Consider the following 21,904-nt stretch of genomic DNA (forward strand, 5'->3'; position numbering starts at 1 on the left):
TGACGTAGAGACAAAACCGGCGGGCCGATGCCCGCCGGCATCGGGGCGGTTTTCAATGCACGGCAACAGATTTCGGCACAATTTCCTGACCGCCTTGCTGCTTGCTCCGGCAACAGTATGGCTGGTGGTGTTCCTGGTGCTGCCGTTCATCGCGATTGCCGTGTTCAGCGTCGGCGAGCGAGCGCCGGAGGGCGGCTATCAGGCCGCCTTCACCTTCGCGCAATATGCCAACCTTCCGGCGCGGGCGACCGCGTTCTGGAACACGATGGTGCTGGCACCGGTGGGCGCGCTCGCCTGTCTGCTGGTCGCCTATCCGGTCGCCTACTACCTTGCCTTGCGAGCGCCTGCGCGCTGGCGGCTGATCCTGCTCGCGCTGGTCGTCATTCCGTTCTGGACCAGCCTTCTGATGCGGACCTATGCCTGGATGTACATTCTGGGCGGGCGCGGCATCCCAGCGCTGCTCGCTTTTGTCGGCATCGAGGATGTCAGGCTGATCAATACGCCGGGCGCCGTGCTGCTCGGCATCGTCTATGGCTATCTGCCGCTGATGATCCTGCCGATCTATGTCAGCCTCGAGCGGCTCGACCGAAGGCTCTTGGAAGCCTCCGCCGATCTCGGCGCTACGCCATTATCGACGTTTCTCGGGGTGACCTTAAAACTGTCGCTGCCGGGCGTGATGACCGGCTTCTCGCTGGTGATGATCCTGCTGCTTGGCGAGTACCTGATCCCGACGCTGCTTGGCGGCGGCAAGGTGTTCTTCATCGGCAATGCGCTGGTCGATTTGTTCCTGCAATCGCGCAACTGGCCGTTCGGATCGGCCATCGCGATCACGCTGGTGGCGGTTTCGGTGGTGGTGCTGATTGCCGCCAACCGCATTTCGACCCGGGTCTCGGGCGCACGCCGGGTGGACCTGATCTGATGCGCGCCTTCGTCACCGCCGTCTTTGCCTTCCTCTATCTGCCGATCGCGCTGGTCGTGCTGTTCTCGTTCAATGCCGGCCGCCATGCCAGCGAGTTCACCGGCTTTTCGGCGCAATGGTACGGCACGGCGCTGTCCAACCCGTTCCTTGTCGAGGCGCTGAAGAACAGCCTGTTCATCGCCACCACCAGCGCCTTGCTGGCGGCGGTGTGCGGCACGGCAGCGGCTCTCGGCCTGGCGCGCGTCGGCGTCAGGACTCGCGCAATCTTCGACGCGCTGCTTGGTGCGGCGATCGTCGTTCCCGGCGTCGTCATCGGCATCTCGACGCTGGTCGCGCTCGTCCAGCTGTTTGGCGTGGTCAATCCGTTCCTCGCCTCGATCTGGCCGAACGATCAGCCGCCCAAGCTGTCGCTTGGCTACGGTTCGATCATCGCCGCGCATGGCCTGTTCTCGATGGCGCTGGTGACGATGATCGTCGGCACGCGCCTTGGCAGCCTCGACCGCAATCTGGTCGAAGCGTCGAGCGATCTCTACGCGACGCCGCTGACGACGTTCCGCTCGATCGTCCTGCCCCAGATCATGCCGGCGGTGGTCGCCGGCTTCTTGCTCGCCTTCACCTTCTCCTTCGACGATTTCATCGTCGCCTTCTTCGTCGCCGGCGCGCAGACGACGCTGCCGATCTATGTCTTCGCGTCGATCCCGGCGCGGCGTGACGCCGGAGATCAACGCCATCGCGACGATCGTGCTCGTCGCTTCCGTCCTGCTCGTGGTGCTTGCCCAGTGGCAATTGCGCCAGCGCAAGCCGTCCAACTGAAAGCCGCATCATGATCCTCAAAGACCGCATCGCCGTGGTGACAGGCGCCGGTTCCGGCATCGGCCGCGCAGGCGCCATGATCATGGCCAGGGAAGGCGCGGTGGTCGTCATCGCCGACAGGGATCAGGCCAGCGGCGAGGCGGCGGCTTCCGACATCCGCGCGACGGGTGGGCAGGCGGAGGCGATTGCCACCGACGTCTCGGACGACACGGCGGTGGACGAGCTGATTACCGGCACGCTCGGCAAATATGGTCGCATCGACATCCTGCACAATCATGCCGGCATCCAGGTCGGCGGCACGCTGACCGAGGTCGGGACCGAAGGCATGGATGCCTCGTGGCGGGTCAATGTGCGGGCGCAGTTCCTGGCGGCGCGGATCGTCATGCCGTCGATGGTTGCGCAAGGCGGCGGCGTCATCCTCAACACGGCTTCCAATTCGGGCGTGTTCTACGACCGCGAGATGATCGCCTACGCCACATCGAAACACGCGGTGGTGGCGATGACGCGGCAGATGTCGCTCGACTATGCCCGGCACAATGTGCGCGTCAACGCGCTTTGCCCGGGCTGGGTCGACACACCGTTCAATGAACCCTTCATCGCGCAGATGGGTGGTCGCGAGGCGATCGAAACCTATGTCCGCACCAAGATCCCGATGGGGCGCTGGGCCAGCGCGGAGGAGATCGCCGAGGCGATCCTGTTCCTCGTCTCCGATAGATCATCCTTCATGACCGGCCAGGCGCTGGTGATCGACGGCGGCGAGAGCATCGGCTGACCCCTGCTTTTTGGCGCAATTCCGGACGGAAAACCGCTACACACTTTTCCTGGAATTGCTCCCAGCCGTTTCTGCTTTCAGCCAATCGGCGAAGGTCGTCATCGCCTGCGAGTCTTGGCGCCTGCGCCGCGCCGACAGCCAGTAGCGGCCGACATCGACCGTGCTGCCAAAGGGCTGCACCAGCTGGCCGGAGCCAAGCTCGCGGCTGAACATCGAGACCGGCAGCAGCGCCACACCGGCGCCCTGGACGGCGGCGTTGGCCATGGTGACGGAGGAATCGAAAACGATGCCCTTGATCGGCGGGCAATGGCGTCCCGCTGCCTCGAACCAGCGCAGCCATTCGTCTTCCCGGTACGAGCATAGCAGCGTTTCGCGGCCGAGATCCGAGGGGTCGCGCAGGCGTACCGCGATGTCGGGCGCACAGGCCGGTGAGAACGAGCCTGATAGCAGCGGCGTGTTGTCGGTTCCTTGCCAGGAGCCGTCGCCGAAGCGGATGGCGAAGTCGAGGCCATCGGCGGCGAGATTGACCCGGTTGTTGTTGGTCGAGATGCGCAGTTCGATGTCCGGATAGGCCCGGTGGAACAGCGGAAGACGAGGGATCAGCCAGCCCGAGGCGAAGGTGCCGACGACGCCGACGGTGACGATGTCATGGAAGCGGCCGCCCTCGAAGCGGTCGAGCGTGACGCTGATCCGATTGAAGGCATCGCTCAGCACAGGCAGCAAGGCCTCGCCCTCTTCGCTCAGGGCAAGCCCGTGCGGCAGCCGGCGGAAAAGCCTGACGCCAAGCACCTCTTCAAGGCCCTTGACCTGGTGGCTGACGGCGGCCTGGGTGACACGCAGTTCGAGGCCGGCGCCGGTGAAGCTGAGATGCCGGGCGGCGGCCTCGAAGGCGCGCAGGCCGTTCAGCGGGAGGTGCGATCGCTTCATCGGACCCAGCCCTAGTTTTTCTTGTGGCGGAGGCGACGTTTACTCGTTTGCGATGGCGCCGGATCGGGTCCAGTTCTGCGGCGCGGGGCAACAGAGAGTGTGGACATGACAAGCAGACGCAGTTTCATCGGTGGTCTCGCGGTGGTTTTGACGGTCCCCATCACGCTTGGCGCGATGGCGAAGGCGGCGACGAGCCCGACAAAATTTGATGGGCTGACGCCGAAAATAAGGCAGCTTGAGGCGAAAAGCGGTGGACGACTCGGCGTGGCATGCCGGATCGCCGGGACGACAACACAGTTCGGCTATCGCGAGAATGAGCTGTTTCCGATGTGCAGCACCTTCAAGACGCTGGCGGCGGCGCTCATCCTGCACCGCGTCGACGGCGGCATCGAACAGCTCGATCGCAGCATAGAGGTCCCGAACGACGCCGTCGTCGCGAACTCTCCGACGACCAAGAAATTCGCCGGCGACGCGATGACGGTGGCGCAGCTTTGCGAAGCCGCGGTGACGGTCAGCGACAATGGCGCCGCCAATCTGCTGCTGGACTCCTTTGGCGGGCCGGCGCTGCTGACCGCCTATCTGCGCTCGATCGGCGACACGGTGACCAGGCTCGACCGGATCGAGCCCGAGCTGAATGAGTCCGTGCCGGGCGACCCGCGCGACACGACCTCGCCGCTGGCGATGGTCGACGATTACGAACGCCTCACCCTTGGCGACAGCCTGTCGCAAAAGAGCCGGGCGCAGCTTGTCGACTGGCTGGTGGCCAACAAGACCGGCGACGACCGCATCGGGGCAGGATTGCCGAAGGGCTGGAAATGCGGCGACAAGACCGGCACAGGCGAGCATGGCAGCACCAATGACGCGGCCGTCATCTGGCCGGCGTCGGGTAATCCGATCCTGATGTCGGTTTACCTGACCGGCACCAAGCAGAGCCTGGCCAAGCGCAACGCGGTGATTGCTTCCGTCTCGCGGGCGCTGTCGAAGCGATCGAGGCGTAAACCTTGTCGAGCGGCGCGGCTGCGCCGCGCTGCATCTCTCATACGTGCTTGCGGCCGCCGGTCTCGCGGAACCAGCTGTCGGGGTATGGGTACCACCAGTCCTGGATTGCGGGCTTGTGGTCGATGATCACCATCTTCGAGCGGCGGAAGGCGTCGAGCCCCTGGCGGCCGAGCTCACGGCCGAGGCCCGATGCCTTCCAGCCGCCGAAGGGCAAGGCGTCATTGTCGATCAGCGGGTTGTTGACCCAGACCATGCCGGCCTCAAGCCGTTCGGCCGCCTCATGCGCTTCGGCGAGATCGGTTGTGAAGACGGAAGCGCCGAGCCCGAACGGGCTGTCATTGGCAAGCCGGATCGCCTCGTCGAAATCTTTCACCCGGCAGATGGCGGCGACCGGGCCAAAGCATTCTTCGCGCACGATCGCCATATCAGGGGTGACGCCGGTGAGGATGGTCGGCTCGTAGAACCAGCCGACATTGTGCGCCGGCGGAATCCGCCCGCCGGTGATCGCCCTGGCGCCATTGGCGATCGCATCGTCGACCAGCCGCATGACTTTCGCACGGGCAGCCTCGCTGACCAGCGGTCCGATCTCGGTCTTGTCCATGCCGTTGCCGATGCGTAGCGCCCGCGTCCTTTCGGCAAACAGCTCGACGAAACGATCATGCACGGCATCGACGACGAAGAAGCGCTCGGCCGAGGTGCAGACCTGGCCGGTGAGGTGGAAGGCGGCGGTGACGCTGCCGGCTGCGGCGACCTCAAGCGGGGCGTGCTCGCTGATGATCAGCGGATCGCTGCCACCGGCCTCGATGACGCACGGCTTCATGCGTTCGGCGCAGGCCACCGCAACCGCCTTGCCGGCGGCGACCGAGCCGGTGAAGGCAACGGCATGGGTGCGGTCGGAAGTGATCAGCGCCTGCGCGGTCGCCGCGCCGCCGGGCAGGCAGGAAACCAGCCCTTCCGGCAGTGAGCGGAACACGGCCATGTAGTCCAACGTCGACAGCGTCGTCGCCTCGGCCGGCTTGATGATGCAGGCATTTCCCGCGGCAAGCGACGCCGCAACGGTCCAGCACATCAGCAGGATCGGGAAGTTGTAGGGCATGATGTGGACCGAGACGCCGTACGGCTCATAGCGCGCGTACTGGAACGAACCGGCCTGCGTCGTGCCGGCGATCTTGCCGGCATCGTCGCGCGCCATCTCGGCATAGTAGCGGAAGATCGGCGCGCAATTGGCGATCTCGCCGATCGCTTCCGGATAGGGCTTGCCCATCTCGCGCACCATCAGTTCGGCGCAACGGGTGAAGTCGGCGGCCTCGATGGCGTTGGCCACGGCATGCAGATGCTTTGCCCGGCTCTTGGCGTCGAGTTTCTTCCAGCTAGCCTGCGCCCTGGCCGCGGCGGTGAGTGCGGCGTCGATTTCACTGTCGCTGGCCGCGGTGATGGCGCCGACGGTTTCCAGCGTGGCCGGGTCGATCACCGGCTTGGTCGTGCCAACCATCGGCCGGTAATCCGGGTTGACGAAGAAGGTCGGCCGGTCAGGGGCGAAATCCATGGTCGTCCTTTCAGGTCCGCTCAGCGGATCATGTAGACCTTCTTGATCGTCTCATGGACGGTGCAGACACCCTTCCAGTCCTGCGGAAAGAAGGCCGCCGTGTCCGGCTCGATCTCGATGACCTCGCCGGATTCGTGGACATAGGTGCAGCGACCCTCAAGGAAGTGGCAGAACTCGTCGCGGGTGACGTGGCAGTGCCATTTGCCTGGGGTGCAGACCCACAGGCCGCATTCGGAACGGCCTTCCGGCCCCTTGTAGAGCAGCTTGCCAGAGGTGTGGGACTCACCCTCGATCATGGTCGGGATGACGCCCCAGTCAACGAGGTCGGTGATGGCGAGAGGGGATTTCATAACAGGCGTGGTCATATCGATTTCCTTGAAAAAGGCTCACCGGCACATGAAGGCCTTGGTCAGCGTTTGCGTGATGATGGAGATGCCGGTCCAGCCGGCGGGAAAGAAAACCAGCGTGCCGGCCGCGACCGGAATCTGTTCGCCATTGTCGTGGACATAGCTGCCTTGCCCCGACAGGAAATGGCAGAACTCGTCGGCGGCAAAGGTGACCTTGCGCGTGCCCGGCGTGCAGGACCACAGACCGCATTCGCTCGACCCATCCGGGTTTTGCGACAGGATTTTGCCGGAGGCGCGCGGCGCGCCGGCAAGTGTGTTGCTGCCCGCGCCCCAATCCTCCAGTTCCACGTTCGCGGCCTGCGGCCAATGCGGTGTCGACATGTGGTAGCTCCGTTGTTCAGGCCAGCATGTAGACGTTGCGCATGGTCTCATGCACGGTGCATTCGCCCGTCCAGCCGGCGGGGAACATGACCACGGTCGCGGCTGACACTTCTATCACTTCGCCGACATCCGAGCGGTAGGTCGCACGGCCGGCGACGAAATGGCACAATTCATCGCGCGGGATCGAGAGCCGCCAGCGGCCCGGCGTGCACACCCAGATGCCGGATTCCGGCTGGTTGTTCGGCCCCTTGTGCACGAGCTTGCCGGTGGAGTGTGAGGCGCCGTCCAGTACGTCTGGCTGGGCACCCCAGTCGACGAGATCGGCGCGGGTGGATGCCTGGTATAGGTGCGGGGCGGAGGAGGTCATGAGCGTGCTCCACGATCATGATGCTGAACGCCGATCCGTCGCCGCTCTACGAGGCCCCCCTCTGTCCTGCCGGACATCTCCCCCTCAAGGGGGGAGATTGGCAGTTTCTGCGGTGGCGCATTCCTTACCACCTTTGCGATTGGCGAAAGCGGGGGTGACAGCCGATCTCCCCCCTTGAGGGGGAGATGGCCGGCAGGCCAGAGGGGGGTGCCTTGGCTCGGCATTTCAAACATCGCATTCACAGCAGAGCCTCCAACAACCCAGCCGCCTTCTCAGGCCCATTCTGCGCGTGCATCTGTGCCGATGTCTTCGCCAGCTTGGCCTTCATCTTCGGATCGGTCAGGCATGTTTCGATTTTCGCAACCAGCTCGCCATCGTTCCAGTCGTAGCGCGGCATGCCCAAGCCGTGGGCGGTTTCCTCGACGCGGGTGGCATTGTCATGGCCGTCCCAGACATAGGGCATGATGATGGCCGGCTTGCCGAAATAGAGGCACTCGGTGAACGAGTTGTTGCCGCCATGGTGGATGACGGCGTCGACCTGCGGGATCACCGAAGGCTGCGGGAACCAGCTCTCGACGATGACGTTGCCGGGCACATCCGTGTACTGGTCCTTGTAGCCGCCGACATTGACCAGCGCGCGGTAGCGCGTCTGCTCGAGAGTGGCGATGATGCGCTTCAACAGCTCGACATCGCCGGCGCCGAGGCTGCCGAAGGAGACATAGAGCAGCGGGCCGTCATTATTCTCAGCGAAGGCCGGTACAGCGAAAGGTTTCTCCTGCCGCACGCAGCCTTCCAGATACTGGAATTTCGCCGGATCGAGCGGATGGCGGCGCTTGAACTTTGCCGCTTCGGGATAGAGCAGAAGATTCAGATAGGGCGAGGCCTCGAAGAATTGGCCGATCGGATAGGACGCCTCATTGTTGGCGGTGAGGAAGGCGTTGAAGTCGTCATGGATCGGCTTGATGACCGCGTTGACGTGATCGCGATAGCGCTGATGCCCGGCATGGTCGTTTTCGCCGCAACCGGAGAGATGCGGCGGGATGTCCTCGTCCTCGATCTCGTTTTCCGAGCAGGAGATGACGCGCACCCAGGGCTTGCCGTATTGCTTGATCGCTGGGAACAGGATGACGTTGTCGACGCAGATGACATCAGGCTTGATGGCGGCCAGCACGCGCGGCAGGTCCTTCTGCGCCCATTTGGCGCTGTCGACGATCGCGGTCCAGCAATCCTTCACATAATTGTCGACCTGATCGTAGGGCGACTTGCGGAAGTTGGGGATGTGGCCGTTGATGAAATCCTCCCAGAACTTGGCCATCTGTTCGGGCGGCATTGGCTCCGACAGGTTTACCGGATGCGCCTCGAAACCATAGCCTCTGTAGACCTCGACGAAGCCAGGGTCCGACAGGAACACAGCCTTGTGGCCGCGCGCCTCGATCGCCTGCGCGATGCCGACGGAATTGAGTGCCGGGCCGTAGGCCGCTTCGGGAAAAAACGCGATCGTCTTCTGCGCCATCAGGCTTCTCCTCTATTCCTCAAAAATTCTGACATCGGCGGCATCCCAGCCGAGCTCGACCTGGTCGCCCGATGACACCGGCCGGCGGTCGGCGGCATCCGCGGTGACGCGCACCAGGAACGGTTTTGGCGACAGCGGCGTGCGGACATGCAACTGCAGGTCTAGCCCGTGGTACGCCAGTGCCTCGACCGTGCCGGTGGTGCGGTTGGCTGTCTCGGCTGAAGGGAACAGCCGGATGCGCTCGGGCCGCACCGACGCGACAGCGGAAGCACCGGGCGAAAGCACCGCGGGAACCTTGCCGGCAATGCGCGCGCCGTTGGCCGCTATCACGCCATCGGCTGACGCCCTGCCCGGGACGAAATTCATCACGCCGATAAAGTCGGCGACGAAACGGTCGGCGGGATGTTCGTAGATCGCGTGCGGCGTGTCGCACTGCAGCAACTTGCCGTCCTTCAACACCGCCATGCGGTCGGCCATGACGAGCGACTCTTCCTGGTCGTGGGTGACGATGACGAAGGTGATGCCGACCTCGTGCTGCAGGCGCTTCAGTTCCAATTGCATGGCGCCGCGCAGCTTCTTGTCGAGGGCGCCGAGGGGCTCGTCGAGCAGCAGCAGGCGGGGACGCTTGACCAGGGCGCGGGCGAGCGCGACGCGCTGCTTCTGGCCACCGGACAATTGCTCCGGCTTGCGGTCGGCGAACGGGACAAGTTCGGTCGTTGCCAGAATGGCGTCGACGCGGGACCGGATTTCTTTAGCCGGCAAGCGCTCCATCTCCAGGCCGTAGGAGACGTTGGCGCGGACGCTCATATGCGGGAACAGCGCGTAAGACTGGAACATCAGATTGACCGGCCGCTTGTTGGGCGGGGTCCGGGCGATGTCCTTGCCGTCGAGCAGGATGCGGCCGTCGTTCGGCGTCTCGAAGCCGGCGAGCATGCGCAAGAGCGTGGTCTTGCCGCAGCCGGACGGGCCGAGCAACGCGAAGAATTCGTTCTCCCTGATATCGAGCGAGATGCCGTCGACGGCGGTGACGCGGCCGAAGTTCTTCGACACGTGATCGATGGCCAGCAGCGTGCGAGGTTCGCTCATTGGCCGATGATCCCACGGTTAAGCCGTTGCGACAGGGTCAGCGCGGTGATCGAGACCGCCATGACGATGGTCGCCAGCGCATTGATCTCCGGCGTGATGCCGAAGCGGATCATCGCGTAGATCTGCATCGGCAGCGTCGTCGAGGCGCGGCCGGCGCCAGCGGTGAAGAAGGCGATAATGAATTCGTCGACCGACAGCGTGAAGGCGAGCAGCGCGCCGGCCATCACCGCCGGCGCGATGACCGGCAAGGTCACCCGCCGGAAGGTGGTGATGGCGGAGGCACCGAGGTCGGCTGAGGCCTCGACGATCGACCAATCAAAGCTCTTCAGCCGTGCGCGCACCACCGAGCAGACGAAGGCAAGATTGAATACGACATGGGCAAGGATGATGGTGTGCAGGCCCATGGTCAGGTTGAGCATGGAGAAGAACGACAGCAGCGCGATCGCCAGCACGATGTCGGGAATGATCATCGGCGCGAAAATCAGCGCTTCGAGGCCTTTGCCATATTGTCGGCGCATCTCGACGCCGATCGCCAGCAGCGTGCCGAGCAAGGTGGCGATGGCCGTCGAGACCAGCGCCACGATCAGCGTGTTGAGCGCGGCGGACAGGATGGCCGAATTATGGGCCAGCGAGACATACCATTTCAGCGAAAACCCCGACCATGCGGTCGGCAGTCCGCCTTCGTTGAACGACAGCGCCACCAGCACGGCAATCGGGATGTAGAGAAAGGCGAAGACGAGGACGAGGATCGTCCGCATGCTGAGGGTGCGGGCAAATGACGGCATCATCGCAGGCCCCCGATAGTTTGGAGGCGAGCGGGTGAGCAGCGTCCTTCTCCCCGTTCGCGGGGAGAAGATGCCGGCAGGCAGATGAGGGGCAGCGCTGAGGGTGGCAAAGGTTGGCGCCGCCCCTCATCCGCCCCTTCGGGGCACCTTCTCCCCGTGAACTGGGAGAAGGCAAGGGAGGTGCCATCAGCCATCGGTGCCTCCCGATGTTGTCCGCCCCGAGGCGCGATTGGCTGCCATCGCCTGCGCCATCAGCACCAGGAGCATGATGGCGATCAGCGCCATGGCGAAGGCGGCGCCGAACGGCCAGTCATTGGCGGTCAGGAACTGGTCGTAGACGAGATTGCCGATCATCTGGAAGCGACCGCCACCGAGCAGCGCCGGGGTGACGAAATTGCCGATCGACAGCACGAAGACAAAGACCGCGCCAGCGGCGATGCCGGGCACTGTCAGCGGCAGGATGACACGGCGGAATGTCGTGGCTGCCGAGGCGCCGAGGTCACGCGAGGCTTCGGCCAGTTCCGGGTTGAGGCGTGACAGCGGCGCGTAGCAGGCGAGGATGACAAAGGGCAAATAGTTGTAGACGAGGCCGGCGATGACGGCGCCTTCGGTATAGAGCATCGACGGCGGCTCGCCGGTGTAGCCGAACCAGCGCAGCAGCTGCGTGATCAGGCCTTCGCGGTTGAGCAGCACGATCCAGGCATAGGTGCGGATCAGGTAGTTGGACCAGAACGGCAGCACAGCGAAGAACAGGAACACCGGCTGCCACCGGCGCGGTGCGGCCGCGATGGCGTATGCGGCGGCATAGCCGATCACCACCGCGATCAGTGTTGCGGTGCCGGCGATGCGCGCCGAATTGAGGAAGATGCCGGCATAGAGCGGGTCGAAGACCAGCCCGAAATTCTCCAGCGTGAAGGTGTAGTCGATGCCGCCATAGATGCCGCGCCGAAAGAAGGCGAGCGCCAGCACCAGCGCGCACGGCACCACCATCAGCGCGGTCAACCAGACCAGCGCCGGGGCCATCAGCAGGGAGGAACGGGAGGGGCGTGTCACGCGGCACCCCTGCCGATCATCTCAACTGCATCGAAATGGTGTCCTGGCAGCTGCCCCCTCACCCGGATTGCCAACCGAATTGCGAAGGGCAATTCGGGGCTATCCGACCTCTCCCCGAGGGGAGAGGAGGTGGCCAGCGTCGGCGCTTTCCTCTTCTCCCCCACGGGGAGAAGGTGGCCGCGAAGCGGCCGGATGAGGGGGCGCTGCGCTGGAGATTGGCGACAGGCCGCGATCCAGCCAATCTCCCCCCTTGAGGGGGAGATGGCCGGCAGGCCAGAGGGGGGCGACACGGAACGCAAGCTTGATTCCAGGAACCGATTTACTGCGCGGCCTTGATCTCGCTGACGATCTTCGAATAGTCCCGCTGGGCTTCGCCGACGTCGCGCAGCTGCTCGAACTTGACGAGGTCGGCCACCGGCATCGCCATGTTGGGGAATTTGGCCAGGAAATCGGCCGGCAAGCTTTCCATCGCCGGCTTGTTCGGCACCTTGTAGTCGATGTTCTGTGCCGCCCAGGCGTGGTTCTTGGCGTCGAGCATGAAGTTGATGAACTTGAAGGCGTCGTCCTTGTGCTCGGAAGCCTTCATCACCACCATCGTGTCGACCCAGAGGTCCGAACCTTCCTTCGGGATGACGTATTTGATCTCCGGCTTCTCGGCGATGCCGTAATTGCACCAGCCATCCCAGGCCTGCACCATCAGCGCCTCGCCCGACACCAGCTTGGAATAGAAGGTGGTGTCGTCATAGGCGAGTAAGGTCTTCTTGGCCGAGATCAAGAGGTCCTTGACCTCGGCCATCTTGGCCGGGTCGGTCTCGTTGACCGAAAAGCCCTTGTCGAGTTGACCGGCAGCCAGCAGCCAGCGATCGGTCGCCAGCATGGTGGTCTTGCCCTTCAACTCGTCGGAAGGCGCGAGCAGGTCGCTCCAGCTCGTCGGCGCTATTTTCACCAGGTCCGAGCGGTAGCAGAGGCCGGTCGTGCCCCAGGTGTAGGGCACGGAGAAGGTGTTGCCGACATCGTGCGGGAGCTTGGTCGCTTCGGGATAAAGGTTGGCGAGGTTGGGGATCTTGGCGTGGTCCACCGGCTCGGTCAGGCCGAGCTTGTTCAGTACTTCGGCGAAGGGCGAGGAGACGAAGACCACGTCGTAACCCTTGCCGCCGGCGGCAATCAGCTTGCCCATGATCTCCTCATTGGTGGCGTGCACCACCACTTCGCCGGAGACGCCGGTGGCGGTCTTGAACGCGGCCATGGCATCGGGCGCCATGTAGCCGTCCCAGTTGGAGATGACGAGGTCGGCGGCTATCGCCGGCGCCGACAGCGCCAGGGCAAGGCCGAGAGCGATTGAAGATAGCTTGAGCGCACGGCGCCGCGGGCTGGTAGCGGTCATGGCAGACTCCCATTCCGGTTGATCGTCGAATTCTGTCTTTGGACCCGGCGCGACCCATGCCGCTGCTCCGATCCGTTCCCTCGGTCTTTTTGTTGCCGATTGCACTGACAGTACTATTGCAGAAAAAAGTACGTCAATCCATAATTTGTCGAGCGACCCAGGAATCTGGGCGACCGAGGAATCTGGCCGATTGCGCTTGTGCCGGCGATCGGCCAAACCAATAAGGCTCCATCCATCCGCCGAGACGAGTCATGCAAGCCGTAGCCCGACGACCTCGCACCAACCATCTCGATCTGGCGCAGCGCATCCTGGATGTGGCGCGCCAGCGCGGTTTCGAACCCGGCACGCGTCTCCCGGAGCAGCAGATCGCCTCGCTGTGCAATGTTTCGCGCACACCGGTGCGGGCAGCACTCAGCCTGCTGGCGGAACGGGGTGTCGTGCGCTGGGAGGCCGATACCGGCTATCATCTGGCCGTCGACCTTACCGCGCAGTCGGTCCTATCAGCCGAATTGCCCGCCGCGGAGGAAGACGAGCTCGCCGAAGCGATCCTGCGCGACCGGTCGGCGCGGCGATTGGATCAGACGGTGACCGCCGCAGGGTTGATGCGGCGGTACAGTGCCGAGAGAAAGACGGTACTAAAAGCACTTAATAAACTGACGGAAGAGAATCTGCTGGACCGTGCGCCGGGCCAGTCCTGGCTTTTCCGCCGCACGCCCGATGATCCGGAAGCGCAAGGCGAAAGCTACGAGTTCCGTCTGCTGCTGGAACCCGCTGCGATCCTGACACCTGGCTTTCGGCTGGACGGCGCACGGGCGGCGGCGTTGCGGCAGGGCATGGATGCGCTGTCGGCGCTGCCGGATGCCGCGTTCGACACGCGCGAATTCCAGCGGCTGGACATGGATTTTCACGGCATGATCGCCGAGGGTTCCGCCAACCGTTTCGTCACTGACGCGCTGGCCGATCACCTCAGGCTGCGCCGGCTGCCCGGCATCTATGCCGGCGTCAACGTCTTCCGGCTGCGGCAATCCTTGCTGGAACACCTGAACATACTCGACCATCTCGAAAGCCGGCAGTATGAGGTGGCTGCCGATCTGCTTCGCATCCACCTGCGGCTCTCCCGCAACCAGCGACCGCAAGCGGCCAGCCGCGGCGCCCCCGCGCTGTTCGGCATGATCAGCCGGCCGGAATGACGAGGATTAATTGACGCGTAAAGCCAGCCCGACCATCGCGCTGTTTCCCGAAGCAAGCTTCGGCGCCGCGTTGAATTGCGTCGGCATCGCGCAGGCCCTGCGTGCCAAGGGTGCGCGGCCCGTCTTCATCTGCCATGCCGGCTTCTCCGGCGTCTTTGCCGACTATGGTTTCCAGGAATACCAGCTGCCGACCGACGAGCCGCTGAGCGACAGCGAGCGCCAGAGCTACTGGCAGGCCTTCGTGCGCCGGCACCTGCCGCATTTCCGGCTGAGCCCAATCGACCAGCTCGAAACCTATGTCGCGCCGACCTGGCGAGCGATCGTCGACACAGCCGTCAATGCCGAGGCGCCGCTGCGCCAATTGCTGGCGCGGCTGAAGCCAGACGCGGTGGTGCTCGACAATGTCATCATGTTCCCGGCGATCGCCGCCGCCGGCTGCCCCTGGGTGCGCGTCGTTTCCTGCGCCGAGACGGAGTTGCCGGATGCTGAAGTGCCGCCCTATCTCTCGGGAATGGGCGCCGATGACCCGCAACGCGCGGCATTCGAGGCGCGCTATCTCTCGGCCTCGGCGCCGGCGCATGACCGCTTCAACCGTTTTCGCGCGGATGCCGGCCTGGCGCCATTGCCCAAGGGCCTGTTCCTGGAAAGCTCGCCCGACCTCAATCTGCTGCTGACGCCAGCGATCGTGCGGCGTGAGCGGGCCGAGCCACTTGATCCGCAGCGTTTCGTCTACCTTGAAGGCTGCGTGCGGTCGGAAGGGCCCTTCGAGGTGCCGGTGTTTCCACGCAATGGCGGACCGCTGGTCTATGTCGCCTTCGGCAGCCTCGGCGCCATGGATGTCGGGTTGATCGAGCGCATGCTGGCCGTGTTCGACAGGCTGCCGGCGCGCTTCATCGTCAATGTCGGCGGCCTGCGCGATGCCTATCGGGCGGTTCCCGACAATGTCTATCTCGACGCCTGGTTTCCGCAGCCCTCCGTGGTGGCGAAATCCGACCTGTTCATCCACCACGGCGGCAACAACAGTTTTTGCGAGGCGCTGCGTTTCGGCGTGCCGTCGCTGATCATGCCCTATTGCTGGGACGGGCACGACAATGCGCGCCGCGCCGAAGAGACCGGCACCGGCGACCATATCGGCCGTGACGGCTGGACCGAAGGAGTATTGGAGAGAGCCATTCTCAGCCTGCTGGCCGATGACGCCATGCGCGCCCGCCTGAGGGACAATGCAGCCCAGATGGCGCTGAAACCCGGAACCGAAATGGCCGCGCAAGCCATACTCTCTCTGATACGGACTTGAACGACATGCCCGACAAGAACACGAATACCGTTGCGATCTCCAACGACCCCAAGGTCTGGCTGGCACAGCACGGCATCAACGAGGTCGAGTGCCTGGTGCCCGACATGAACGGCGTGCTGCGCGGCAAGGCGCTGCCGACGGCCAAATTTCTCAAGGCGCTGGAAGACCGCGCGCTTTATCTGCCGAGCAGCGCCTTCCTGGTCAGCATCGATGGCCGTTATTCCGGCTCGATCGACGAGGGTTTTGCCTATTCGGACCCGGATATGCGCATGGTGCCTGATGTCTCGACGCTCTGCCTGGCGCCGGGTGCGGGTGCTGGCAAGGCCTATGTCTTCGCCGACGCCTTCCACATGGACGGCAGGCCATGGATGGCCTCGCCGCGCCATGTGCTGCGCGCCGTGCTCGATCTCTATCGTCAGCGCGGCTGGCGGGCGGTGGTGGCGCCGGAACTCGAATTCTATCTCACCGCGCCCAACCCCGATCCGGACAAGCCGCTGACGGCGCCGATCGGCAGCAATGGCCGTGCCGAGGGCGTGCAGCATCCCTATGACATGGCGGCGCTGGAGGAGTTCGAGCCGGTGATCCGCCGCGTCTATGACTATGCCGCGGCCGCCGGGCTGGCGCTCGACACGCTGATCCATGAATCCGGCACGGGGCAGCTGGAGATCAATCTCCTGCATGGCGACGCATTGCCGCTTGCCGACCAGGTGCTGCTGTTCAAGCGGCTGACGCGCCAGGCAGCACAGCAATGCGGCATGCACGCCACCTTCATGGCCAAGCCGATCGCGGCGCAGGCGGGCAGTTCGATGCATCTGCACATGTCTGTTGTCGACGAGGCGGGCAATGCGCTGTTTGCCAGCAATGACGATGCCGACACCGAGATGTTTGGCCATTTCATTGGCGGCCTGCAGAAGTACGTGCCCGAGATCATGCCGCTGTTCGCGCCGAACGTGAATTCGTTCCGCCGCATAAGGCCGAACCACAGCGCGCCGGCCAACATCGAGTGGTCGCACGACAACCGCTCCTGCGGCCTGCGGGTGCCGGCCGGTGGCCGCGCGGCGCGACGGGTCGAAAACCGCCTGCCGGGCGCCGATTCCAATCCCTATCTGGCGATCGCCGGTTCGCTGCTGGCCGGCTATCTCGGCGTCGAACAGAAGCTGGCGCGCTCGGCCGAGGCCTCGGGCAACGCCTACAAGATCAAGAGCACGCTGCCGAAAACCATGGAGGAGGCGCTCGATCGCTTCACGGCCTGCGGCCCGGTGCGGCAACTGCTCGGCGAGGATTTCTTCCAGACCTATCTGCGCGTCAAGAGCGTCGAGCTCGACCTGTTCCAGAGCGTGGTGACGAGCTGGGAACGCGACCATTTGCTGTTGAAGGTGTGATCATGGCATCTTCAACAGGTTTCAATTCCGGTCTCGATATCGGCAAATCCTACTATGTCGCCACCGCCAATCCGGCGCCGGACCATCCGGCGCTTGTCGGCGATGTCGAGGCCGACCTGGTGGTGGTCGGCGGCGGCTGCACCGGCCTGTCCGCCGCCCTTCACGCCGCCGAGCGCGGCCTGAAGGTGGTGCTGCTCGAAGGCGGCAAGATCGGCTGGGGTGCCTCGGGGCGCAATGGCGGCCAGATGATCCCCGGCCTGCGCAAGGGCGCCAAGGGCCTGGTCAAGCTCTACGGGCCGGAGCGGGCGAAGGTGCTGTTCGACCTTGCCTTCGAAGCACGCGGGCTGGTGCTCGGCATCATCGAGCGCCACGCCATCGATTGCGATGTGAGGCTGACCGGCCATCTGGTCGGCGCGGTCAACGGCTCCGATCTCAAGGATTTGGAAGAAGAGGCCAAATGCCTCGAGAGCGTGATGAAATTCCGCGATGTCGAGATCCTGTCGGCGGCGGACGCCCGGGCCAAGGTCGACACGCCTTACCATGGGGCGATGTACGAGCCGCTGGGCGGCCACATGCATCCGCTGAACTACACGCTTGGCCTTGCCCGCGCGGCGGTGGCCGCCGGCGTCGTCATCCATGAGAATTCGGTGGCGGTGAAGCTCGAGCGCGAGCCTTCGATCCGGGTCTCGACGGCAAAGGGTTCGGTCCGGGCCAAGCATGTCGTCTTGGCGGGCGATGCGCTGCTCAATGGGCTGGAGCCGCGCGTCAACAGCCGCATCATGCCGGTCGGCAACTACATCGTCGCCACCGAGCCGCTGGAAGGCAAACGCAACGTCATCCCGGCCAATGTCGCGGTGTCCGACACACGCTTCGTCGTCAACTATTACCGCATGTCGGCGGATGGACGCCTGCTGTTCGGCGGCGGCGAGCGCTACACGCCGTCGCCACCGGCCGATATTGCCGGCTTCGTGCGGCCGCATATGGAAGCGACGTTTCCGCAGCTCAACGGTTGCCGCATCGATCACGCCTGGGGCGGACTGGTGTCGGTGACGACATCCAGGCTGCCGCATGTCGGGCACTATGGCGAGGTCTATTTCGCGCATGGCTATTCCGGCAAGGGCGTCATCCTGTCGACGCTGTCTGGCAAGCTGCTCGCCGAAGCGATCACCGGCGACGCTTCGCGGCTCGATTTGTTCTCGACGCTGACCCCGATGCCGTTCCCCGGCGGCACGGCGCTGCGCGGTCCGCTCTATGTGCTGGGCATGTTGTGGTATGCGATGCGGGATCGGATCAAGCATTGAGGTCGGCCTAGACTACAAAGAAATCCTCGATGCGCTGCCTGGCCTCAAGCAGCGCGGGCAGGATTTCCCGCTCCATCTGCGCGACCGAAAATCGCGCCGACTGGGTCGAGACGTTGATGGCCGCGACTGTGCGTTCGGCGCGGTCGCGGATCGGCACGGCGATCGAGCGCAGGCCGAGCTCCAGCTCTTCGTCGACGATGGCAAAGCCGTCCGCTTTCGCCTTGCCGATGGCGTCCGCCAGCAACCTGATGTCGGTGATCGTCTTCGGGGTCCGCCTCTCTATGGTCGCCTGGTGCAGAAATTTGTCGAGTTCCTCTGGCGTCAGGCCAGCGAGCAGCATGCGGCCCATCGACGTGCAATAGGCCGGCAGCCTGGTACCGACATCGAGCGACACGCTGAGGATGCGGCGACCGGGAATGCGGGCGACATAGACGACATCCTGGCCTGACAGGATTGCCGCCGAACAGGCCTCGTTTAGCTGCGTTGCAACAGCACGCATGATGGGCGCGGCAAAGCTCCACAAAGAGCCGCCACCGAGCCATGTGCGGGCAACGGTCAGCAGGCGTGGCGACAGCGAGAACATACGGCCGTCCTGAGTGGCATAGCCGGTGGCGACAAGCGTCAGCAGAAAGCGACGGGCGCCGGCGCGGGTCAGGCCGGCTTCATCGGCCATTTCGGTCAGAGTCATGCCGGTGGGATGGCGGGCGAGGATCTCCATGACGGCAAGACCGCGCTCGAGCGAGCCGACATGGTCACGGGAAGCGGCCTCTTCGTCCATCTCACCTCCGCGGAAATGGCATCGTCGTCAGGATTGACTCCGGGACCTCCCTCAGCGTAGAAAGTTTCGCATACAAAACATAAGTTCGCAATACGAACTTTTGGACTGGGAGCCGTTACAATGGTCAAGTTCCTGCCGCTCAAGCAGGCCGTTGCGGAGAATTTGAACAACGGCGATACCGTCGCCTTCGAGGGCTTCACCCATCTGATCCCGACAGCCGCCGCGCATGAGGCGATCCGCCAGGGATTTCGCGACCTGACCCTGATCAGGATGACGCCGGACCTGATCTACGACCAGATGATCGGCATGGGCATGGCGAAGAAAATCGTCTTCTCCTATGTCGGCAATCCCGGCGTCGGCCTGCTGCGGCGCGCCCGCGACGCCATCGAAAACGGGTTCCCCCGGTCAATCGAGGTCGAGGAGCATAGCCACGCCGGGATGGCCAACGCCTATGAGGCGGGCGCCGCCGGTCTGCCTTGCGCGGTGTTTCGTGGCTATCGTGGTGCCGGGCTTGCGGCGGTCAATCCGAACATCAAGTCGGTCACCTGTCCGTTCACCGGCGAGGTGCTGGCGGCTGTTCCCTCGATCCGGCCCGACGTCACCTTCATCCATGCGCAGAAGGCCGACAAAAAAGGCAATGTGCTGGTCGAGGGCATCATCGGCATCCAGAAGGAGGCGGTGCTGGCGGCGAGGCGTGCCGTGGTGACGGTCGAGGAAGTGGTCGACAATTTCGACGACCTGCATCCCAATCTGACCGTGCTGCCGCGCTGGACCATAGCGGCGATCTCGGTCGTGCCCGGTGGGTCGCATCCGTCCTACGCGCATGGCTACTACGCGCGCGACAATGCCTCCTACCTCGAATGGGACGACATCGCCGCCGACCGCGAGAAGTTCCAGGCCTGGATGCAGGCGAATGTCATTGAAAAGAGCGCCGACGATTTCGCTGGCCGCGTCGAGCATCTGAGGAAAGCGGCATGAGCGACAATCAGCTGGATTTCACCCCCAACGAGATGATGACGATTGCCGCCAGCCGTGCGCTGCGGAATGACGATGTCTGCTTCGTCGGCATCGGCGCGCCGTCGGCCGCCTGCAACGTGGCGCGGCTGACGCATGCGCCTGATATCACGCTGATCTATGAGAGCGGCACGATCGGCACCGCGCCCGACGTGCTGCCGCTGTCGATCGGCGATGGCGAATTGTGCGAAACCGCCGTCACCACCGTCGCCGTGCCGGAAATGTTCCGCTACTGGCTGCAGGGTGGCCGCATTTCGATCGGCTTCCTCGGCGCGGCCCAGCTCGACAAGTTCGGCAACATCAACACCACGGTCATCGGCGATTATTTTCACCCGAAGACCAGGCTGCCCGGCGGCGGCGGCGCGCCGGAGATCGCGACGTCGTCGAAGGAGATCTACATCACCATGGCGCAGACCAAGCGCGGCATGGTGGAGACAATCGATTTCTTCACCTCCTTCGGCCATGGCGAGGGCGGCGACCATCGCAAGCGCCTCGGCATCGACACCGCTGGCCCGACGCTGCTGATCACCGACCTCGCCATCTGGAAGCCGGACCCGGTGACCAAGGAATTCACCGTTGTGTCGCTGCACCCCGGCGTCTCGCGCCAGCAGGTGCAGGACAGCTGTGGCTGGGTGGTTAAGTTCACTGATACGCTTGACGAAACACCGGCGCCAAGCGAACTCGAACTCACGACATTGCGCGACCTGCAGGCCCGCACCAAGGCGGCGCATGAGGGTACCGGAAAAGCAAAGGCTGCATGACATGGCCGAGGCCTATATTTGCGACTACATCCGCACGCCGATCGGCCGCTTTGGCGGTTCCTTGTCCTCGGTACGATCAGATGATCTCGGTGCCATCCCGCTGAAGGCGCTGGCCGAGCGCAATGCCGGCATCGACTGGCAGGCGGTCGACGACGTTGTCTATGGCTGCGCCAACCAGGCCGGCGAGGACAATCGCAACGTGGCGCGCATGGCGCTGCTGCTGGCTGGTCTGCCGAAGGAAATCCCGGGCTCGACCGTCAATCGCCTGTGCGGATCGGGCATGGATGCGCTGACCATCGCCGCGCGCGCCATCAAGGCGGGCGAGGCGGAGTTGATGATCGCCGGCGGTGTGGAATCGATGAGCCGGGCGCCCTTCGTCATGCCCAAGGCCGACGCGGCGTTTTCGCGCAATGCCGAGATTTACGACACCACGATCGGCTGGCGCTTCGTCAACCCGCTGATGAAGAAGCAATATGGCGTCGATTCGATGCCGGAGACCGGCGAGAACGTTGCTGAGGATTTTTCGGTGTCACGCGCCGACCAGGACGCTTTTGCCGTGCGCAGCCAGGACAAGGCGGTCGCGGCACAAGCCAATGGAAGGCTGGCCAAGGAAATCACCCCGGTGACCATCCCGCAGCGCAAGGGCGATGCGGTTGTTGTTAGCAAGGATGAACATCCCCGCGCGGGCACCACGGTCGAGGCGCTGGCCAAATTGCCGACGCCGTTCCGGCAAGGCGGCACGGTGACCGCCGGCAATGCCTCCGGCGTCAATGACGGGGCGGCGGCGCTGATCGTCGCCTCCGAAGCAGCGGTGAAGAAATACGGCCTGACGCCGATCGCTCGCATCCTCGGCGGAGCCGCCGCCGGCGTTGCGCCACGCATCATGGGCATTGGGCCTGCGCCGGCAACGCAAAAACTCTGCGCGCGGCTTGGCCTGATGCCGAAACAGTTCGATGTCATCGAGCTCAACGAAGCCTTTGCCTCGCAAGGCATCGCCGTGCTGCGCCAGCTCGGCATTGCCGAGGACGCGCCGCACGTAAACCCGAATGGCGGCGCCATCGCGCTCGGCCATCCCTTGGGCATGTCGGGCGCCCGCATCTCCGGCACGGCCGCGCTGGAGCTGCGCGAACGCGGCGGCCGCTATGCGCTGGCCACCATGTGCATCGGCGTCGGCCAGGGCATCGCCATCGCGCTTGAACGGGCCTGAGCAAGACCCTTTCTCGGTTGGCCAGATCGGAGATCTGATCAGGCCCACCAAATTTGACCATGTGGACAAAAGTCTGCACCCGTTC

At 64.3% G+C, this 21,904-nt stretch carries 21 protein-coding genes and 1 pseudogene; 11 read left to right on the forward strand and 11 right to left on the reverse strand.

The window, feature by feature from the left end; translation table 11 throughout:
- Positions 1-55: 55 nt before the first annotated feature.
- From AC0V7N_RS06885 to AC0V7N_RS06895, 3 genes and pseudogenes are all read left to right on the forward strand, one after another.
- Positions 56-919 (forward strand): ABC transporter permease, encoded by an 864-nt coding sequence (locus tag AC0V7N_RS06885; protein ID WP_475455906.1) that lies wholly within the window; start codon positions 56-58, stop codon positions 917-919.
- Positions 919-1,732, forward strand: a pseudogene (locus AC0V7N_RS06890) (ABC transporter permease). Before AC0V7N_RS06885 ends, AC0V7N_RS06890 begins: the two are co-directional and overlap by 1 nt.
- A 10-nt stretch (positions 1,733-1,742) precedes the next feature.
- Positions 1,743-2,504: an SDR family NAD(P)-dependent oxidoreductase gene (locus tag AC0V7N_RS06895; RefSeq protein WP_475455910.1), complete on the forward strand. Its 762-nt coding sequence runs from the start codon at positions 1,743-1,745 to the stop codon at positions 2,502-2,504.
- A gap of 36 nt (positions 2,505-2,540) precedes the next feature.
- Here AC0V7N_RS06895 and AC0V7N_RS06900 read toward each other — a convergent pair whose 3' ends face one another.
- Positions 2,541-3,431 carry a LysR family transcriptional regulator gene (locus tag AC0V7N_RS06900; RefSeq protein WP_475455912.1) on the reverse strand — a complete coding sequence of 297 codons (891 nt, stop codon included), beginning with the start codon at positions 3,429-3,431 and terminating at the stop codon, positions 2,541-2,543.
- A 105-nt stretch (positions 3,432-3,536) separates the two neighbouring features.
- Between AC0V7N_RS06900 and bla the strand changes: the two genes are divergently transcribed.
- Positions 3,537-4,556: a class A beta-lactamase gene (bla, locus tag AC0V7N_RS06905; RefSeq protein WP_475455914.1), complete on the forward strand. Its 1,020-nt coding sequence runs from the start codon at positions 3,537-3,539 to the stop codon at positions 4,554-4,556.
- Here the strand turns inward: bla and AC0V7N_RS06910 are convergent.
- The 9 genes from AC0V7N_RS06910 to AC0V7N_RS06950 form a co-directional block, all read right to left on the reverse strand.
- Positions 4,468-5,976 (reverse strand): aldehyde dehydrogenase family protein, encoded by a 1,509-nt coding sequence (locus AC0V7N_RS06910; RefSeq protein ID WP_475455916.1) that lies wholly within the window; start codon positions 5,974-5,976, stop codon positions 4,468-4,470. The two genes, bla and AC0V7N_RS06910, sit on opposite strands and share 89 nt — an antisense overlap.
- A gap of 20 nt (positions 5,977-5,996) precedes the next feature.
- Entirely contained in the window at positions 5,997-6,341 is a 345-nt protein-coding gene (locus AC0V7N_RS06915; protein ID WP_475455918.1) for a cupin domain-containing protein, read from the reverse strand.
- Between the two features lie 21 nt (positions 6,342-6,362).
- Positions 6,363-6,704 (reverse strand): cupin domain-containing protein, encoded by a 342-nt coding sequence (locus tag AC0V7N_RS06920; protein ID WP_475455920.1) that lies wholly within the window; start codon positions 6,702-6,704, stop codon positions 6,363-6,365.
- 16 nt (positions 6,705-6,720) lie between these two features.
- Positions 6,721-7,071: a cupin domain-containing protein gene (locus AC0V7N_RS06925; protein ID WP_475455922.1), complete on the reverse strand. Its 351-nt coding sequence runs from the start codon at positions 7,069-7,071 to the stop codon at positions 6,721-6,723.
- A 238-nt stretch (positions 7,072-7,309) separates the two neighbouring features.
- The gene (locus AC0V7N_RS06930) at positions 7,310-8,584 is read right to left on the reverse strand and encodes a glycosyltransferase (protein WP_475455924.1); all 1,275 of its coding nucleotides are present in this window, start codon (positions 8,582-8,584) and stop codon (positions 7,310-7,312) included.
- Between the two features lie 12 nt (positions 8,585-8,596).
- A complete protein-coding gene (locus AC0V7N_RS06935) occupies positions 8,597-9,670 on the reverse strand; it encodes an ABC transporter ATP-binding protein (RefSeq protein ID WP_475455926.1) in 1,074 nt (357 codons plus the stop codon).
- Positions 9,667-10,458, reverse strand: coding sequence for an ABC transporter permease (locus tag AC0V7N_RS06940; RefSeq protein ID WP_475455928.1), 792 nt, complete (start codon positions 10,456-10,458; stop codon positions 9,667-9,669). The genes AC0V7N_RS06935 and AC0V7N_RS06940 overlap by 4 nt, the downstream gene beginning before the upstream one ends.
- Positions 10,459-10,641: 183 nt before the next feature.
- Positions 10,642-11,478 carry an ABC transporter permease gene (locus AC0V7N_RS06945; RefSeq protein ID WP_475460229.1) on the reverse strand — a complete coding sequence of 279 codons (837 nt, stop codon included), beginning with the start codon at positions 11,476-11,478 and terminating at the stop codon, positions 10,642-10,644.
- A 349-nt stretch (positions 11,479-11,827) separates the two neighbouring features.
- On the reverse strand, positions 11,828-12,892 hold the full coding sequence (locus AC0V7N_RS06950; protein WP_475455930.1) for a polyamine ABC transporter substrate-binding protein: 1,065 nt from the start codon (positions 12,890-12,892) through the stop codon (positions 11,828-11,830).
- Between the two features lie 251 nt (positions 12,893-13,143).
- Between AC0V7N_RS06950 and AC0V7N_RS06955 the strand changes: the two genes are divergently transcribed.
- From AC0V7N_RS06955 to AC0V7N_RS06970, 4 genes are read left to right on the forward strand one after another with little or no spacing between them, the layout of a single operon-like run.
- On the forward strand, positions 13,144-14,082 hold the full coding sequence (locus AC0V7N_RS06955) for a GntR family transcriptional regulator (RefSeq protein ID WP_475455932.1): 939 nt from the start codon (positions 13,144-13,146) through the stop codon (positions 14,080-14,082).
- A 10-nt stretch (positions 14,083-14,092) separates the two neighbouring features.
- On the forward strand, positions 14,093-15,376 hold the full coding sequence (locus tag AC0V7N_RS06960) for a glycosyltransferase (RefSeq protein ID WP_475455934.1): 1,284 nt from the start codon (positions 14,093-14,095) through the stop codon (positions 15,374-15,376).
- Between the two features lie 5 nt (positions 15,377-15,381).
- Complete coding sequence (locus tag AC0V7N_RS06965; protein ID WP_475455936.1) at positions 15,382-16,758, forward strand: glutamine synthetase family protein; 1,377 nt, start codon at positions 15,382-15,384, stop codon at positions 16,756-16,758.
- 2 nt (positions 16,759-16,760) lie between these two features.
- A complete protein-coding gene (locus AC0V7N_RS06970) occupies positions 16,761-18,059 on the forward strand; it encodes an NAD(P)/FAD-dependent oxidoreductase (protein ID WP_475455938.1) in 1,299 nt (432 codons plus the stop codon).
- A 7-nt stretch (positions 18,060-18,066) separates the two neighbouring features.
- On the opposite strand, the gene AC0V7N_RS06975 is transcribed toward AC0V7N_RS06970, so the two are convergent.
- Positions 18,067-18,837, reverse strand: coding sequence for an IclR family transcriptional regulator (locus tag AC0V7N_RS06975; protein ID WP_475455940.1), 771 nt, complete (start codon positions 18,835-18,837; stop codon positions 18,067-18,069).
- Positions 18,838-18,957: 120 nt separating this feature from the next.
- On the opposite strand from AC0V7N_RS06975, the gene AC0V7N_RS06980 reads away from it, so the two are divergent.
- Genes AC0V7N_RS06980 through pcaF form a run of 3 tightly spaced genes read left to right on the forward strand, consistent with a single transcriptional unit; the run spans position 18,958 to position 21,819 of the window.
- A complete protein-coding gene (locus AC0V7N_RS06980) occupies positions 18,958-19,815 on the forward strand; it encodes a CoA transferase subunit A (RefSeq protein WP_475455942.1) in 858 nt (285 codons plus the stop codon).
- On the forward strand, positions 19,812-20,612 hold the full coding sequence (locus AC0V7N_RS06985; RefSeq protein WP_475455944.1) for a CoA-transferase subunit beta: 801 nt from the start codon (positions 19,812-19,814) through the stop codon (positions 20,610-20,612). Before AC0V7N_RS06980 ends, AC0V7N_RS06985 begins: the two co-directional genes overlap by 4 nt.
- Position 20,613: 1 nt before the next feature.
- A complete protein-coding gene (pcaF, locus tag AC0V7N_RS06990) occupies positions 20,614-21,819 on the forward strand; it encodes a 3-oxoadipyl-CoA thiolase (protein ID WP_475455946.1) in 1,206 nt (401 codons plus the stop codon).
- Positions 21,820-21,904 lie beyond the last annotated feature (85 nt).

Source organism: Mesorhizobium kamtschaticum (assembly GCF_056174585.1).